At 70.9% G+C, this 14,447-nt stretch carries 25 protein-coding genes; 19 read left to right on the forward strand and 6 right to left on the reverse strand.

Features of this window, described 5'->3' with window-relative positions; translation table 11 throughout:
• The first annotated feature begins 90 nt into the window (after nt 1-90).
• Nucleotides 91-819 (forward strand): B3/B4 domain-containing protein, encoded by a 729-nt coding sequence (locus tag OR600_RS06555; protein ID WP_135977103.1) that lies wholly within the window; start codon nt 91-93, stop codon nt 817-819.
• Between the two features lie 93 nt (nt 820-912).
• Here the strand turns inward: OR600_RS06555 and OR600_RS06560 are convergent, their stop codons facing one another.
• From OR600_RS06560 to OR600_RS06575, 4 genes are all read right to left on the reverse strand, one after another.
• Nucleotides 913-1,875, reverse strand: coding sequence for a helix-turn-helix transcriptional regulator (locus OR600_RS06560; protein WP_135977102.1), 963 nt, complete (start codon nt 1,873-1,875; stop codon nt 913-915).
• A gap of 812 nt (nt 1,876-2,687) precedes the next feature.
• Entirely contained in the window at nt 2,688-3,791 is a 1,104-nt protein-coding gene (locus OR600_RS06565) for a tyrosine-type recombinase/integrase (RefSeq protein WP_168354137.1), read from the reverse strand.
• Between the two features lie 58 nt (nt 3,792-3,849).
• Nucleotides 3,850-5,067: a RhuM family protein gene (rhuM, locus tag OR600_RS06570; protein ID WP_265590862.1), complete on the reverse strand. Its 1,218-nt coding sequence runs from the start codon at nt 5,065-5,067 to the stop codon at nt 3,850-3,852.
• 10 nt (nt 5,068-5,077) lie between these two features.
• The gene (locus OR600_RS06575) at nt 5,078-5,716 is read right to left on the reverse strand and encodes a LexA family protein (RefSeq protein WP_265590863.1); all 639 of its coding nucleotides are present in this window, start codon (nt 5,714-5,716) and stop codon (nt 5,078-5,080) included.
• Nucleotides 5,717-5,846: 130 nt separating this feature from the next.
• On the opposite strand from OR600_RS06575, the gene OR600_RS06580 reads away from it, so the two are divergent.
• Nucleotides 5,847-6,062: a helix-turn-helix transcriptional regulator gene (locus OR600_RS06580; RefSeq protein ID WP_135979031.1), complete on the forward strand. Its 216-nt coding sequence runs from the start codon at nt 5,847-5,849 to the stop codon at nt 6,060-6,062.
• Between the two features lie 42 nt (nt 6,063-6,104).
• Here OR600_RS06580 and OR600_RS06585 read toward each other — a convergent pair whose 3' ends face one another.
• The gene (locus OR600_RS06585; RefSeq protein ID WP_251164003.1) at nt 6,105-6,635 is read right to left on the reverse strand and encodes a hypothetical protein; all 531 of its coding nucleotides are present in this window, start codon (nt 6,633-6,635) and stop codon (nt 6,105-6,107) included.
• Between the two features lie 39 nt (nt 6,636-6,674).
• Here OR600_RS06585 and OR600_RS06590 point away from each other — a divergent pair, with 39 nt between their 5' ends.
• Nucleotides 6,675-6,887, forward strand: coding sequence for a hypothetical protein (locus OR600_RS06590; RefSeq protein ID WP_135979033.1), 213 nt, complete (start codon nt 6,675-6,677; stop codon nt 6,885-6,887).
• A gap of 14 nt (nt 6,888-6,901) precedes the next feature.
• Here the strand turns inward: OR600_RS06590 and OR600_RS06595 are convergent, their stop codons facing one another.
• Nucleotides 6,902-7,081 (reverse strand): hypothetical protein, encoded by a 180-nt coding sequence (locus OR600_RS06595; RefSeq protein WP_265590864.1) that lies wholly within the window; start codon nt 7,079-7,081, stop codon nt 6,902-6,904.
• 94 nt (nt 7,082-7,175) lie between these two features.
• Here OR600_RS06595 and OR600_RS06600 point away from each other — a divergent pair, with 94 nt between their 5' ends.
• From OR600_RS06600 to OR600_RS06675, 16 genes are all read left to right on the forward strand, one after another.
• Nucleotides 7,176-7,517, forward strand: a complete 342-nt coding sequence (locus OR600_RS06600) for a hypothetical protein (RefSeq protein ID WP_265590865.1) — start codon at nt 7,176-7,178, stop codon at nt 7,515-7,517.
• Nucleotides 7,514-7,756, forward strand: a complete 243-nt coding sequence (locus tag OR600_RS06605; RefSeq protein ID WP_265590866.1) for a MerR family transcriptional regulator — start codon at nt 7,514-7,516, stop codon at nt 7,754-7,756. The genes OR600_RS06600 and OR600_RS06605 overlap by 4 nt, the downstream gene beginning before the upstream one ends.
• Nucleotides 7,756-8,007, forward strand: coding sequence for a helix-turn-helix domain-containing protein (locus OR600_RS06610; protein WP_373871652.1), 252 nt, complete (start codon nt 7,756-7,758; stop codon nt 8,005-8,007). The genes OR600_RS06605 and OR600_RS06610 overlap by 1 nt, the downstream gene beginning before the upstream one ends.
• On the forward strand, nt 8,007-8,213 hold the full coding sequence (locus OR600_RS06615) for a hypothetical protein (protein WP_135978998.1): 207 nt from the start codon (nt 8,007-8,009) through the stop codon (nt 8,211-8,213). Before OR600_RS06610 ends, OR600_RS06615 begins: the two co-directional genes overlap by 1 nt.
• Nucleotides 8,213-8,434, forward strand: a complete 222-nt coding sequence (locus tag OR600_RS06620) for a helix-turn-helix domain-containing protein (protein WP_168354131.1) — start codon at nt 8,213-8,215, stop codon at nt 8,432-8,434. The genes OR600_RS06615 and OR600_RS06620 overlap by 1 nt, the downstream gene beginning before the upstream one ends.
• A complete protein-coding gene (locus tag OR600_RS06625; protein ID WP_168354130.1) occupies nt 8,431-8,835 on the forward strand; it encodes a RusA family crossover junction endodeoxyribonuclease in 405 nt (134 codons plus the stop codon). Before OR600_RS06620 ends, OR600_RS06625 begins: the two co-directional genes overlap by 4 nt.
• A 13-nt stretch (nt 8,836-8,848) precedes the next feature.
• Nucleotides 8,849-9,019, forward strand: a complete 171-nt coding sequence (locus OR600_RS06630; RefSeq protein ID WP_168354129.1) for a hypothetical protein — start codon at nt 8,849-8,851, stop codon at nt 9,017-9,019.
• A gap of 1 nt (nt 9,020) precedes the next feature.
• Nucleotides 9,021-9,875, forward strand: coding sequence for an RAD23 family protein (locus tag OR600_RS06635; protein ID WP_265590868.1), 855 nt, complete (start codon nt 9,021-9,023; stop codon nt 9,873-9,875).
• Between the two features lie 70 nt (nt 9,876-9,945).
• Nucleotides 9,946-10,875, forward strand: coding sequence for a DUF1351 domain-containing protein (locus tag OR600_RS06640; protein WP_265590869.1), 930 nt, complete (start codon nt 9,946-9,948; stop codon nt 10,873-10,875).
• Nucleotides 10,872-11,108, forward strand: a complete 237-nt coding sequence (locus OR600_RS06645; RefSeq protein WP_135978994.1) for a hypothetical protein — start codon at nt 10,872-10,874, stop codon at nt 11,106-11,108. Before OR600_RS06640 ends, OR600_RS06645 begins: the two co-directional genes overlap by 4 nt.
• Entirely contained in the window at nt 11,105-11,428 is a 324-nt protein-coding gene (locus tag OR600_RS06650; protein ID WP_265590870.1) for an SANT/Myb-like DNA-binding domain-containing protein, read from the forward strand. The genes OR600_RS06645 and OR600_RS06650 overlap by 4 nt, the downstream gene beginning before the upstream one ends.
• Nucleotides 11,425-11,955, forward strand: coding sequence for a single-stranded DNA-binding protein (locus OR600_RS06655; RefSeq protein ID WP_265590871.1), 531 nt, complete (start codon nt 11,425-11,427; stop codon nt 11,953-11,955). The genes OR600_RS06650 and OR600_RS06655 overlap by 4 nt, the downstream gene beginning before the upstream one ends.
• Before the next feature lie 10 nt (nt 11,956-11,965).
• Entirely contained in the window at nt 11,966-12,445 is a 480-nt protein-coding gene (locus OR600_RS06660; RefSeq protein ID WP_265590872.1) for a hypothetical protein, read from the forward strand.
• A gap of 241 nt (nt 12,446-12,686) precedes the next feature.
• Nucleotides 12,687-12,887: a hypothetical protein gene (locus OR600_RS06665; RefSeq protein WP_135978990.1), complete on the forward strand. Its 201-nt coding sequence runs from the start codon at nt 12,687-12,689 to the stop codon at nt 12,885-12,887.
• 3 nt (nt 12,888-12,890) lie between these two features.
• Nucleotides 12,891-13,697 carry a conserved phage C-terminal domain-containing protein gene (locus OR600_RS06670; RefSeq protein WP_265590873.1) on the forward strand — a complete coding sequence of 269 codons (807 nt, stop codon included), beginning with the start codon at nt 12,891-12,893 and terminating at the stop codon, nt 13,695-13,697.
• Nucleotides 13,660-14,358: a hypothetical protein gene (locus OR600_RS06675; RefSeq protein WP_265590874.1), complete on the forward strand. Its 699-nt coding sequence runs from the start codon at nt 13,660-13,662 to the stop codon at nt 14,356-14,358. The genes OR600_RS06670 and OR600_RS06675 overlap by 38 nt, the downstream gene beginning before the upstream one ends.
• Nucleotides 14,359-14,447 lie beyond the last annotated feature (89 nt).

Below are 14,447 nucleotides of genomic sequence, written 5' to 3' on the forward strand. Positions count from 1 at the left end.
CCGGCACCGGGACCCGGGGGCTGCAGCCGGCCGAGCGAGATAGCATCCGCCATCGAACTCGGCCCCATGCGGCCGGGAAGGGAGCCCGTCATGCAAAGGTTCGTCGTGGAGGACTCGTTCTGGGACCTCTTTCCCGATGCGTCCGTCGCCTGCCTGGTGGTGCGCGGCATGAGGACCGCCGACGAGGTGGGGGCCGAGGACCGCGCCGCCATCGCGGGCCTGCTCGAGCAGGCCAACCGCGACGCCGCCAGGCACCTGGACTCCCCCACCCTGGCCGAGAACGCGCCCGTCAAGGTGTGGCGCGAGGCCTACCGCAGCTTCAAGACCAAGCGCGGCGCGCGCTGCTCCATCGAGAACCTCCTCAAGCGCGTCCTCAAGGACAACCCCGTGGGCCCCATCACGCCGTCCGTGGACCTCTACAACATCGTGAGCCTGCGCCACGCGTTCCCCGTGGGCGGCGAGGACGTGAACGCCTTCGCCGGAGACCTGCGCCTGGGCGTCACCGAGGGCGGCGACGCGTTCTGGGCCCTCGGCGAGGAGAAGGACGACCCGACACTCCCCGGCGAGGTCTGCTACCGCGACGACGAGGGCGCCGTCTGCCGCTGCCTCAACTGGCGCGACGGGCAGCGCACCGCGCTCTCCGACGACTCCCGCGACGCGTTCCTCGTCATGGAGTCCGTGGACCCGGGGCGCTCCGACGACCTCGCGGCCGCCATCGACGAGCTCGGGGAGCTCGTGGGGCGGTTCCTCGGCGGCACCGTCACGGCCCGTGGCACGCTCACCCGCGAGAGCCCCGAGCTCGTCATCGTGGAGGACTAGGGGACGGCGGCAGCGCGGCCGACAGGGGCGCCCCGCCACCGGCACGAGGGTCGGTGGCGGGGCGCCCGTCTTTGCGTGACCGGTGCAAAAGGCTCACTCGTCGGCCACGAAGGCCGAGGTCAGGCAGCTCACCACGCCGCAGGTGATGCCGCCGATGGGCCACGCCAGCCAGAAGAGCGGCGTCTGGTAGCCCGGCACGAACAGCATGACGAGGCCGACGAGGGTGGCCACGAGCATGACCGCGCCGCAAAGGCCGCCCGTGACGCGGTCGCGGCGGCTGCGGGGGCCGAGGGCGCCATCCGCCTCGGCGCCGGCGTTGGCGCTGTTGTAGGCCCCCACGTCCATGCCGCCCCAGAGCATCCCGCCCAGGACGATGAAGCGGACGCCCACGGCCACGAGGCAGAGCATGAGGCCACCGGCGAGGTCCTCGAGGCAGAGGTACTGGTCCACGACGACGCACACCGCCACGCCCAGCAGGATGAGGGCGATGCCGGCCACGAGGCGCCGGGTGAGGAGGGTGCGGCAGGCGGCACGGTCCTCCTCGGTGTAGAAGTCCTCCACGAAGGGGTGGCTGCGCACAAAGGCCGAATGCCGGATGCCCGCCGGCACCACGAGGGCGACGCCCGCGGCCACGAGACCGAGCACCGGCAGGACGCCGAGGACGTCGACGAGACGATGGTCGATGTCGGCGAGGCGGCCGAGGGACTCGAGAAGCGCCGAGCAGGCCGGCCCGAGGATGAAGCAGGCCACGGCCGTGGAGACGGACCGGGCGAAGGAGCGGCGCTCCTCGTCGTAGCCGCAGACGTCGGCGGGGGCGGCGTCGGGCATGGCCACCGTGGGCTCCGCGGGACGGGAGGTGAGGTCGCCGCAGACGAGGTCGTCCAGCGTGCAGCCGAAGATCTCGCAGATCTTGAGGAGCTTGTCCATCTCGGGGTTGGACTTGCCCGACTCCCACTTGGTGACCGACTGGCGGGAGACGCCGAGGAGCATGGCGAGCTGCTCCTGGGTCATGCGGTGCGCGGCGCGGAGGTGCTGGACGTTCTCTCGGAAGCTCATGGATGTCCTTTCGGGCGGCGGGAAACGCGACGGCACCCACGATGGGGTTGCGGGACCCACGATTCTACCAACCGCTGGATGCTTTCTTAAGCTACCGGAAGGCACCTGGGGGTAGCGAACCGCAGGTAGCGGGGTTGCAAGGTCGACGGCGCGGAAAGCGGGGCGGCAGACGAGGGTGCGGGTGCCGGGCCGGGAGGCGAGGGTGCGGGTGCCGGGCCGGGAGACCGCCGACCCATGGCCCCGCCCGACAACGGGCGCCGCCCCTTATCCCGGCCGCGTGGCAGGGACGCCCTGTAGGGCCCCCTATAAGGACTCCTTGGCGCAAGCCCGCGTTGCCGTGCGCACTTTAAGAAGATTCTGCCGCAAAAGGGTCTTGGAGGGTGGATTCTGGCGCCCACAGCAGCCTTGGTACGCGACCTGCCGCCCTGTAAGGGGCACTTGCCGCAAGACCCCCTTGCAGGGCGCCCCTACTGGGTGGCTATGGCGCGCACGACCCCGTCTGGACGGCGGGGAACCCGCCCGTCGGAAAATGGGACAAAAGTGTCCGGGTGGTGGGACAAAAGTGTCCGACCAATGGGACACTGCATATCTAAGAAAGCTCTCGGAACCCAAACGGGTGCCGGGAGCCGCTTCTTTCCATGGTGCCCGAGGTGAGACTCGAACTCACACGGGGTTGCCCCCAGGGGTTTTTGAGTGCGGGTAAACCATCCAACAACACCCCTTCTACCAGCAGTTACGCCGTCAATACGGATAATTGTCTCTGCTTAGGTATGCTCGCGTTTGCCGGCCATGGCACGCCGTGGCACCGCACGCTATCGTAACGTCTCCCCCACCCGCCGGGCAGCCTGCTCCATGGCCGAGAGCGCCGGCCGGTAGTAGTTGCGGTAGGTCGACGAGTGCTCCGTGCGGCCGTGCATCTTGTCCACGAGATCCGGGGCGACGCCCGAGTCGAGGGCGATGGTGTCGCTCGTGTGGCGCAGGGTCCCGGGCGGCACCCGCCTGAGGCCTGACGCCTCCAGGGCGCGGGTCCACTCCTTGTTGAAGTGGCTCTCGCAGAGGTCGACGAGACGCGCCTCGGGGTCGCAGGACCGGGCGATCTCCATGAGATCGCGGCGCAGCGGCGCGAAGACCGGAACGCTGCGGACGCTGTGGTCGTTCTTCGTGCCCTCCCTGAGGCCGTCGACCTCGTTGTAGGACCGGCGCACGGTCACCGTCATGGACTCGGTTGCCTCCCCCGTCACGAAGTCGTGCAGGGTGGTCACCGACAGGTCGCGGGGTCGCACCGCCAGGGCCTCGCTCTTGCGCAGGCCCGAGAGCCCGAGGGCGAGGTATGCCCTGAGCTCGGGGCGCCACGAGCGCGACGCCTCCACGGCCATGGCCACCTCCCGGAGGTCCCAGGGCTGCACCTGCTCCTTGCGGTGGCGCGGGGCGACGATACGGCGCCTCATGGGCTCCTCGGCGAGGTACCCCATGTCGTAGGCGGAGCGCAGGACGGCCCTGAGGACCGCCTTGCAGTTGCGGGGGCTACCGGCCGCCTGGACCACCCGGGCCTGCATGTCGTGGGTGATGCGGTCGAGCCGCACGTCGCCGAGGGTTGGGAGGACGTACCGACGCATGGCCTGGTCGTAGCCCCTGAGGGTGGTCTTGGTGCGGGGCGTTCCCCGGTTGCTGGGAGTGTCGCGAAAAAGCCCCCAGTAGAAGTCTGAGAGCGTCATGGAGTCGCCGGCGAGGTCCGACGCCCCGAGCTCGGCGGCCATGCGGACCGCCTCCGCCTCCGCCTCGTCGGCGGATACGCCGTACAGGGTGCGTGTGACGCGCCTGCGGGACCCGTCGGACCGGCGACCGCGCGTCACCTGGACCCGGCAGCTGGTCCCGTCATCGGACCACAGGATGGTCCCCATCTTGCGCCTGGCCATGAGTGCGCCTCCTCCTCGAGACGATAAGCCGACATGCCCGGGTCCCTCCTTCGAGCGGTCAGGGCCGCTCGCGCCCGCACGCATCCTTGGCCCTCTTCTCCAGGCCCTTGACCGTGCGCAGGTAGTCCTCCTCGACCGGGGAGAGCGTGGCCGCCTGGTACTTCCTGTACTCGCGCTCGGCCTTCTCCATGGCCATCTTGTGGCTCACAGTCCCGGCATCGTCCAGCACGGGCTGCCCCGTGGACGCCAGCACCTTGTCCAGATGCTCCACGTAGTCGCTCATGTGCATGGGGTTGTGCCGCATGGCCTGGACTTCGGCGAAGTCGAAGTATCCGGACACGACCCTGTTCAGCACGGCAAGCTCGTCCTCCGTGAGATAGTTCTTCGCGACCCGGGCATCGGCGAGGACGGGATGGTCGCCGGAGAACGTCATCAGGCCCATGAAAGGCTTCTCGGCATCCGCCCTCTCGTAGATGACCTCGGCTGCGGTGTGGCCATGGGCGGCAAAGTGGAGCTTGTTCTGGACCATCTTGAAGAAGGCGACCGACTCCCGGCTTTTCGGGTCGTAGTCGACGCTCGTGGCGTAGAGGTCGAGCACCTGACGGTACATGACCTTCTCCGAGGAGCGGATGTCGCGGATGCGCTCGAGGAGCTCGCGCCAGTAGGACCCACCGCCTGACCCCTTCAGGCGCTCGTCGTCAAGGACGAAGCCCTTGACCATGTACTCCTTCAGGCGCTCGGTGGCCCAGCGGCGGAACTGAGTGGCCGTCTTCGAGCGCACTCGGTACCCGAGGGAGATGATCATGTCCAGGTTGTAATGGGGGACCTCCCTCGATACGTCGCGGCTCCCCTCTATACGAACCTGTCGGAAATCCCGACAGGTTGATTGAACGTCGAGCTCACCCTCGTCGTAGATGTTCCCGATATGCTCGACTATGTTCGTTCGGGACGTCTGGAAGAGGTCGGCCATCTGCTGTTGCGTGAGCCAGACGGTCTCACCCTCGAAGCGGACGTCGATGGCGGGCTCCCCCTCGGCCGACCGGTAGATGACGACCTCCCCCGCCCCCTCATCGTCGTGGGCGTCGTCCGCCACAATGTCGTCGACCGGGACGCCGAACACGCCGGCGATGGCCTTGAGGCGGGAGACGCCCGGTGTCGCCTTCCCGGACTCCCAGTTCGACACCGCCTGCGCCGTGACACCGAGCCGGTCGGCAAGATCATGCTGCGTCATGCCCTCCTTGTGACGGAGGGACCTCAACCTGTCAGGAAAACCCATCTCCCCCCCCCTACTCCCTCAAAAACCCCTGCTCGTACACCACGGTCCCGATGACGCGGACGGCGCCGTCCTCCCAGTGGATGACGATGTCCTCGTGGTGCTCGGTGCTGTCGGCCACGAGCATCAGGGTGTCGCCGCCCCGGTACCAGCGCCTCACCACGGCCTCGTGGTCCTCGGTCTCCACCACGGCGATGTCGCCGTTCCTGGGCTCCGTGCCGGGGTCGACCAGGAACCAGTGTCCGTCCGGTATCGCCTTGTTCATGCAGGTGCCCCGGGCGCGCACGGCCCGGGCGTGCGGCCAGCGCTCCTTGACCTCGGATGGCACGTTGACCACGTCGCCGTCGCCGGACACCGCCTCCTCGTCGAACTCGCCGGCGTGGACCGAGCCGAGGACCATCATGGGCACATAGGCCGGGGCGTCGGCCCGGGTGTCGCGGGACGGCAGGGAGGCGGGATCGTAGCCGAGGAGCTGGGCGACGGAGACGCCGAATAGTTCGGCCAAGCGCTCAATCTTGTTTGGCCGGGGCGTCACCGAACCAGACTCCCACTGGCCAACAGCGACACGAGAGACATCGACCTTGTCGGCCACCTCCTGCTGGGTGAGGCCGGCCTTTTTCCTTAGCTCCTTTAGCTTCGTACTCACATCCATAGCTGCGCCTTTTCGCGTCGCCAAAAAATACACTTACCATTGTAGAAAACGAGATTTACCTGACTAGGAAAATCTTGCTTTACAACTGGAGCAAGTTTGGTTTACTCTTGTGCCAACGAAAGGAGGGGCGATGCCCGGATTGAAGGAAGTCCGAACGTCGAAGGCAGCCGAGGCCAAGCAGTTCACTGTCAAGGCCATGGCCGATGTTCTGGGCGTTTCCGAACCGACGTACCGGAAGTTCGAAGCTGACCCGGACAGGCTGACGTTGGCACAGGCAAAGACCTTGGCAAAGCACCTTGGGTGCAGGGTCGAAGACCTTTTTTATTTGCCTGTGAACGTAAGTTAAAGTTTGCACGTTACCAACGAGAGGAGGAGCGATGACCAATCATCACCGGGCCAGCCAACGGTCCGGGTCGCCGCGAAGCTCCGCGGCGTACCGCAGGCCGAGGGTCAGGCAGTCGCCGTCGAAGCCGAAGCCGATGCGCGACCTGTCGGCGAGCCCGAGGGAAACGAGCGCCTCCGCGCCGACGTCGCCGACCGGGGCGCGCAGCCACTCGCCGTCCACGAGCGACCTCAGCATCCCGAGCTGCCTCCCCGAGAGGGAGCGGACCTTGCGGGACAGCTCCCTGCGCCGGGCGGCCTCGTCGAGGGAGGCCCTGAGCGGCGGGAAGAGGTGGCAGGCCACCACGCCCGCGAAGAACGACGTCGTGACCACGGACGTGAAGGCGACCGGGTCCTCGGCCGCCACCCGGCCGACGCCCGCCAGCCACGCCCAGACGCCGCCGCCGCAGAGGCCCAGGACCGACACGGCGAGGGACACGTTCTCTTTGATTCGCCTGACCACCGGGACCACCGCCAAAGAAAGGGGCCTGCACATGCCACTAATCCTAGCCGGCGTCGCCGCGTTCTTCGCCGGCATCGCCTTCACCCTGCTGTCCCGCCGATGAGAGGAGAGACGATGACCGAGAGGACGGCCAGATGCCTGAGCGAGGGCCTGTTCTGGCTCCTGGCCTTGACGGGCCTCGGCGAATGCGTCCAAGGCAACGTCGCCATCGCGCAGGGGCACGGGGAGCTGTCCCCGGGCGAAACGGTACTGATGGGCCTGCTCATGCTCGTCATGGCCGAGCTGCTGCACATCCGAGGAAAGGTCGGCGGGGCGGCGGGCCGATGAGCGGACGGGCAAGCCTACGGGCACCCCAGAGGCCCGGCGATGAGCTGCAGGAGTTGGTCGAGAAGGCCGCCGGGAAGCCTGTCGGCGAGAGTGCTCGCAACGGCGGAGATGGCAATCACGGCAACGTCGTGGCCGTCGAGCGACGGGCCCGCACCGCCGCCCCCCATGTGTTTGGGCCTGACCCTGCGACCCATCGCCCACCCCCTTTAGAGCCACGACCCTAAGGCCCCGGTAACGGGGCCGGTAGAAGCATCGCCCCCGTGTCGCGGGGGCAGGAAAGGAGACCCCATGAGCAAGGACAAGAGCAGGAAGCACGACAGGAAGGGCCGCGTCGACACCGCAGAGCTGGGGGAGGCGCTGCTGGCGTGCTGCGGTGCCGCCGGACTCGTCGGCACCAGCGCCGTGCCCCGGGAGGACAGCAAGAAGGCCCGCCGCATGGCCGCCACGGCCCAGGCGGCCGCCGAGGCCTGCCAGGCCGGCTTCTGCGCCGGGCTGGGCACCGCAGCCGCCATCGCCGAGGTGCTGGGGACGCACGACCTCTCCGGCATGCAGGCCGCGGCGCAGGCGACCCTCGTGGACACCATCGACGCCGCGGTCCGCGAGGTCATGGAGGGCGGTGACGCGCGATGACCGGGTGGCTGACCATGGCCCAGGCACGGGCGTACCTGCACTGCTCCACCGACTACCTCCTCGGGCTGCTCGCCCAGGGCACCGTCACCGCCTACGCCCGCCCCGGCGGCAAGTTCGCCCTCATCTCCCGCAGCGACCTGGACGACGTCATCACCTCCTGGCCCAAGGCCTACACCGACGGCGTCCACCGCGGCGGCGACGGCGGCCGCTACTACCCCGGGAAGGGCGGTGACGAGTGATGGGCTCCGCCAAGCTCCCTCCCCTGCGCCGCACCTGGCTCAATGTCACCGAGGCGGCCCGGTGCTTGCGCACCAACGAGGCCAACGTCGCCCTCCTGATCTCCCGCGGCGACATCCCCGCGTCCATGCCCGTCTCCGAGGCCGTTGACCCCACCAAGCACGTGGCCAACAGCGCCCGGCGCCTCGTCCACGTCGACGACCTCGACGCGTGGCTGCGCAGCCACCCCGCCACGCCCCGGGTGGTGGCCTGATGGCCGCCCGCAGGCGCCGCAGGCCGGCCCCCTCGCCCGTGCCGACCGAGCTGCGCGTCCTGATCTGGATGGCGGTCCTCTGGGCCGCGTGGCTCGCCCTCGTGTGGGGGCTCCAGGCGGCCAACGCCCGCCCCGCCGAGACGGGCGCCGCCATCACCGCCGACGTGTGCCTGGCCCACGCCCGCGCCGACGGGTGGGACCTGTGATGGGCCCGCTCTACAGCGCCGAGTGGCTGGGGGCGAACCTCGAGCGCGTCCTCGACGAGCGCGGCCTCACCGCATCGGACGCCGCCGACGCCCTGGACATCGCCCGATCCACCGTGGGCCGCTGGATCCGCTCCGAGAGCTTCCCGACGGTCCACTACCTCGCCCACCTCTGCAGCTGGCTCGCCGTGGGCCCGGACGAGCTCCTGGGGGTGGCCCCATGAGCTGGGAGGCGGACGTGCCGGGCGAGGTGGTGGGCTGGCAGCGCGCCGGGCGCGACGGGCGGAGCGGCAGGACCTTCACGCCCCGCCGGACGCGCCTGGCCGAGGACCGCGTGCGCTCGGCCTGGGCCGCCGCCCACGGCGACGCGTGCCTTGTGCCGCTCGGGCCCGTGGCCGTGGAGGTCCACATCTACCGGCCGCTCCCGGCAAGCCGCCCCAAGCGGGTGCTGTCCGAGCCCGACTGCGTGAAGCCGGACGCCGACAACGTGGCCAAGGCGGTGCTGGACGCCCTCGGCGGGCTCGCCTACCGCGACGACGCCCAGGTGACGTGGCTGCTCGTCCACAAGCACGACAGGACCCGCCGGGACGGCGGGCTCCTGCACATCAAGGTCGACAAGCTCTGAGAAAGGAACCGACATGACCGAACACGAGCGGAAGCTCTGCATGGCGCTGCGCGCCCTGGCAGACATCGCCCTGGTGGACGACGCCCTGCGCACGCACGCCGAGGAGAGGGCCGAGCGCGCCGAGAGGGAGCGCGCCAGGTTCTTCTACGCCGACGACAACGCGAGCCCCGAGGACGGTGAGTGACGTGGCGGCCACCCAGCTCGCGGCGCCCGCCGCGCCCCAGGCCCTGACCATGGCCGACCAGTGGAACTTCGCCAACACCGTGGCCCAGGGGAGCCTGGTGCCCATCGCCTACCGCAACTCGCCCGCCAACGTCCTCATCGCCGTGGGCCTCGGCACCTCCATGGGCCTGTCCCCGGCCGAGAGCCTCTACCGCATCAACGTCATCCAGGGCAAGCCCACGGCGTCGGCCGAGCTCATCGCCGCCCAGGTCCGCAAGGCCGGCCACAAGCTCCGCATCGCCAAGGACGAGGCGGCCCAGAGCGTCACGGCCACGGTGGTGCGCTGCGACGACCCGGACTACCCCATCTCCGTGACCCGGGACCGGGCGTGGGCCGAGGCCATGGGCCTCGCCGCCAAGGAGAACTACGTCAGGCAGCCCATGACCATGCTCACCTGGCGCGCCATCACGGCGGCGGCCCGGGAGGCCTGCCCCGAGGCGCTCTACGGGGTCGCCTACACGCCCGACGAGATGCACGACATGGACCCGGCGCCCCGGGAGGCGGCCCCCGTGACCGTCGTGGACGCGACGCCGGCCCCCGAGCCGCAGGCGTCGACGCAGCCCGAGCCGCAGGCCGCCACCGCGCGGCTCTCCCCCGAGCAGGCCGCCTTCATGCGCGACGCCGCCAAGCGCCTGGCAACAGCCCTCGGCAAGGACGAGGAGACCGTGGCCCGGGAGCTGGTGGCGGCCCACGGCGACCCGAGGGACCACCTGGGCGACTGGGACGCCTATGCGGCCAAGGTGGCCGAGACGCTCGAGGGCATGGGCGCCGCCCCGGCGGCGCAGGCCGCCGAGGAGCCCGACGAGATCGAGTTCTAGCGGCCGACACGAGAGCGGGGCCGGGCGTGCGTGCGCCCGGCCCCGAGACCCCGACGAGAGGATACCCGACATGTCACGAGGAACCGAGGCCCCCGAGGTCGCCGTGGAGCTGGTGCCCGCCAGCCTCGAGGCCAACCTCGACTCCCTGGAGGCCTACGTCACAGGCGCGGTGGAGGAGCTCTCCGCCGAGGGGCTGGACTGCACCGACCCCGACAACTACCGCTGGGCCAAGGGCGCCCGCGCCCAGCTCAACCGCATGGCCAAGGCCGTCTCCCAGGAGCGCAACCGCGTGAAGCGCGACTACATGCGCCCCTTCAAGGCCTTCGAGGACCGCTGCAAGGCCATCGAGCGGAAGGCCACCGACGCCGCCAAGCGCCTGGGAGAGCCCATAGCCGAGGCCGACGAGGCGTGGCGCGCCCGGCGCACGGCCGAGCTCGAGGCCTTCTACGCGGAGGGCGCCGAGCTGCTGGCCCCGGTGGTGCCCCTCCCCCGCCTCATGGACGGCGAGCGGTGGCTCCGGCGCTCCTGCAGCCTGCCCAAGGCCCAGGAGGAGATGGCCGCCAAGGTGGCCCGGGTGGCCGACGGCTGGGAGGCCCTCAAGGCCGCCGGCCTCGGCGACGCCCTGCCCGACGCCGAGCGCGCCTACTTCGAGACGCTGGACGTGGCCGCCGCCATCGCCGCGGGGCGCGACGCCGCCGACGCCAAGGCCCGCATCGCCGAGATGGCCGCGGCCGTGGCCCCCGAGCCGCTCCCGGAGCCCGGACCCGTCCCCGAGCCGGAGCAGGCGCCGGAGCCCGCCACCGCCCCGGCCACCTGGCGCCCTGGCCCCGAGGACTACGCCCGCATGGCCGGCGAGCCGGCCCCTGCCCCCGGGGAGCCCCGGGGCGACTGGCACCTGACCGTCACGGGGGCCACCCGCTCCGAGGTGCTGGCCCTCGTGGAGGCCATGCGCGCCATGGGGCTCCACGGCTCCATCCGCCGCGAGGGGGCGGCGTCGTGAGCGGGCGGACGGCCCCCACCTACGGCGAGGTGGTGGCGGGCTTCATGTTCCTGGCCGACGACCTGCGCCGCGTCTCCGAGGACGTGGACGGCAGGGCCTGGGCCGTGGAGGACGGCGCCGGCCTGTCCATGGAGGACGTGCACGCGCTGGAGGACGCCGCGGCGGACCTCCACCACCGGGCCTCCGAGCTCCGCGTCCGGGCGGCCCGGTGCGGCATGAGGGGCGTCGCGTGAGCGCCCCGAGGCTCGGCGGCACGAGGCCGTGGAGCCCGGAGGAGGACGCGGCCCTCTACGAGCACTACCGCAAGCACGGCCCGTCGTGGCCGGGATGGCTCGCCGCCGGGGTGGACCGCACGCCCGGGGCCATCTCCAGGCGCGCCCGCCTCATCGGGGCGGCGGAGAGGCGCGGGGACCGGTGGAGGCCGGAGGAGGACGAGGCGCTCAGGCGGCTCCTCGGGCTCCTCGCCGAGAGGATGGCGCGGCCTCCGGTGACGGTGGCCGCCAGGATACGAGAGCTGGCCGCGAGGGACGCGGCCTCGAGAGGAGACGCATGAGCATCAACCGAGTCACCATCACCGGCAACCTGACCCGCGACCCTGAGCTGCAGGCGACCCAGGGCGGCACCCGGGTCCTGCGCATGGGCGTGGCCGTGAACGACCGCACGAAGAACGCCCAGACCGGCCAGTGGGAGGACCGCCCGAACTTCATCGACTGCGTCGTGTTCGGCAACCGCGCCCAGTCCATCTCCCGTTTCCTCACCAAGGGGACCAAGGTGGCCGTCGAGGGCCGACTCCGCTGGAGCCAGTGGCAGGACAGGGAGACCGGCAAGAACCGCTCCAAGGTCGAGGTGGTCGTGGACGAGCTGGAGTTCATGAGCCCCCGCCAGGACGGCCCGCAGGCGGCCCCCCAGGGCGCGTACCCGCAGCCGCAGGCCTACCCGGCCCCCCAGCCCCAGCAGCCCGCCTACGCGCCGCCGCAGGCCGCCTGGCCGGCGCCCGCGGCCCCTGCGCAGCCACCCGCGCAGCCGACCCTGCAGCCGCCGGCCGCGCCCCAGACCTACACCGACGACATCCCGTTCTAAGGAGCCGGACATGACGAACCCCATCGGCGAGGAGTGCGCCGCCATCGCCGCCAGGGAGCGCCGCGACGAGGTGCTCGACGCCCTCGCCTGCGCCCTCATGGACGCCGACCGCATCCACCAGCCCGGCGCCTGCATCTGCCGCCACGGCGACGGCTTCACCGTCGTCCTCGAGCCCTATGTCGAGCACGACACCGTCATCGACGTCGACGGCAACCCCGTCGGCGTCTCCAAGGGCGCCCGCCTCGCCCTGCTCCACGCCCTGGGCGGCGTGCCGGAGCCCGAGCCGGAGCCCGACAGCTGGGAGCGGCTGAAGAATGACGCACAGAAGGAGCTCATCGACTACTGGTCGTGCCGGGACGTGATGTGCAATGACTGCCCGGCGATAGTCGACGGCAAGAACCCAATGGATCGATACGGCACGGCTGGCTGCGGCCTTGCGATGAGGGCCGACATCGTGGCCCGCGCCAAGGCCCTCGCGGGGGCCTCGTGACCGCCCGGGGGGGCGCCCCGTCCCCGTCGACGTGTGCCCCGGCCCCAAGGGCGGCGCGCCGACGGTCCGCTGCGGCGCCTGCGGGTGCCGTCTCTCCAGGACGGCCAGGTACTGCCCGCGCTGCGGCGCGGAGGCGGACCGGGGACCGGAGGCGGCCATGGCCGAGCGCAGGGACCGGGAGCTGCTGGAGAAGTACCGCCGCCGCATGCGCGGCGACTGGACGTGAGGGAGGTGGGCGCCGATGAGGCACTGCTGCGTGACGTGCCGGTGGGCGTGGCCGCCGGATCCCAGGTCGGACCATGACGAGGGGCTCGAGGCCGAGTGCCGCCGCTTTCCGCCGCAGATGGTCTACGCAGGGGCGGAGGACATCTACACCTGCATGTGGCCTGCGGTCGGCTATGAGCACTGCTGCGGCGAGTGGGCCGCGGACGAGGAGGCGTGAGACGTGGGCGTGACCATACAGGAGGACATGTACGAGGCCGCCGAGTTCATGCCTCCCGAGCAGAGGCAGCCGTTCATCGCGGCGCTGGTGGCCTTCGGGCTGTCCGGGGTGCTCCCCGACGAGGGCGAGCCGTGGTACCCGACCTTCCACGTATGCCGGCGCCGTCTCGAGATGAGCGCGAAGCGCTCCAATGGCGGACGTAAGTCGGTAGCTAAAAGGTGGGCTAATAGGCAGGAAGAAGGTACCTCCATAGGTACCTATAAGGACACCGACGAAGGTACCTCCATAGGTACCTATAAGGACACCGACGAAGGTACCAACGATAGGTGCCGCGTAGGTACCAACGATAGGTGCCGCGTAGGTACCAACGATAGGTGCCGCGTAGGTACCAACTCTACTGAGGTGAGTAGAGGTGAGAATGAGGTGAGGATGAGGAGTGGTGAGGAGAGTTCTAAACGCATAGAGTCCGGCACGGACGACGGGGGCTCCCCCATGCCCGACGGGCCGGTGCCCTACGGCGCGATCGTCGGCCGCCTCAACCAGCGCGCGGGCGCCGACTACCGCCCGTCGTCTAGGGCCACCCGCCGCCTCATCGACGCGAGGTGGCGCGAGGGCTACCGCCTCCCCGACTTCGAGGCCGTCGTCGACGCCAAGTGCTCCGAGTGGGCCGGGACCGAGATGGCCAAGTACCTCCGGCCCCAGACCCTCTTCGGCACGAAGTTCGAGGCCTACCGCTCCCAGGCCTCCATGGACCGGGGAGGGGGTGCGCCCGATGGCTGGTACGACTTCGCGTCGCTCGACGCCGAGTGAGGCCTGGGCCCCCTACCCGCCCGACCCGGCGTGGGTGCGCTCCCGCACCCGGGCGCCCAGGGCCTACGGGTGGGTGGAGGCCGACGGGGCCTACGCCCCCGAGCTCGCCGCGGGGGGCCTCTGGCTCTTCGGCGACGGGGGCTGCGGCAAGACGGCGCTCGTCCACGCCATCCGCCTGTGGTGGGACGGCTCCCACGTGGCCGTGACCGAGCCCGACGCCCTCACCGGGGTGCGTTGGTGCGGCGTCCGGGAGCGGTCCGTCTACGTCCTCGAGGACGAGATGGTGGACCGGCTGGACCAGGCGGGCCGGTCCTGGCGGGCCGACTTCTCCGCGGAGCTGGCGCAGTACGCCGAGGCGCCGCTGCTCTGCGTCGACGACGCCGGCGAGGCCGAGCCCACCAAGGCGGCCTACAAGGCCTGGTACCGGGTGCTCACGGCCCGTTCCGAGGCCGGGCTCCCCACGGTGGCGGCCAGCCGGTCGGGGCTCGGGGACTTCTGCGAGGCCTTCGCCCGCTCCAGGAGCGTGAGGCCCGCCCAGGCGGGGCGCCTCGGGGAGCTGGTGCGGCGCTCCATGGTGCCGCGCCGGGTGAGGGGGCGCGCGGATGGCCCTGGGGGGACGCAGGGCGCCGGGAAACGGGAGCTGGGGGTGGTGCCGGGGTGAGTAGGCGCAATCGGGTTTTCAGGGCCGCAAATCGCCGCAGGGCGCCCCGCAGGCGGACGGCCCTCCGGGGGCGGTGGCGCGGGTGGCGC

This window comes from Granulimonas faecalis (assembly GCF_022834715.1).
Lineage (GTDB): Bacteria > Actinomycetota > Coriobacteriia > Coriobacteriales > Atopobiaceae > Granulimonas > Granulimonas faecalis.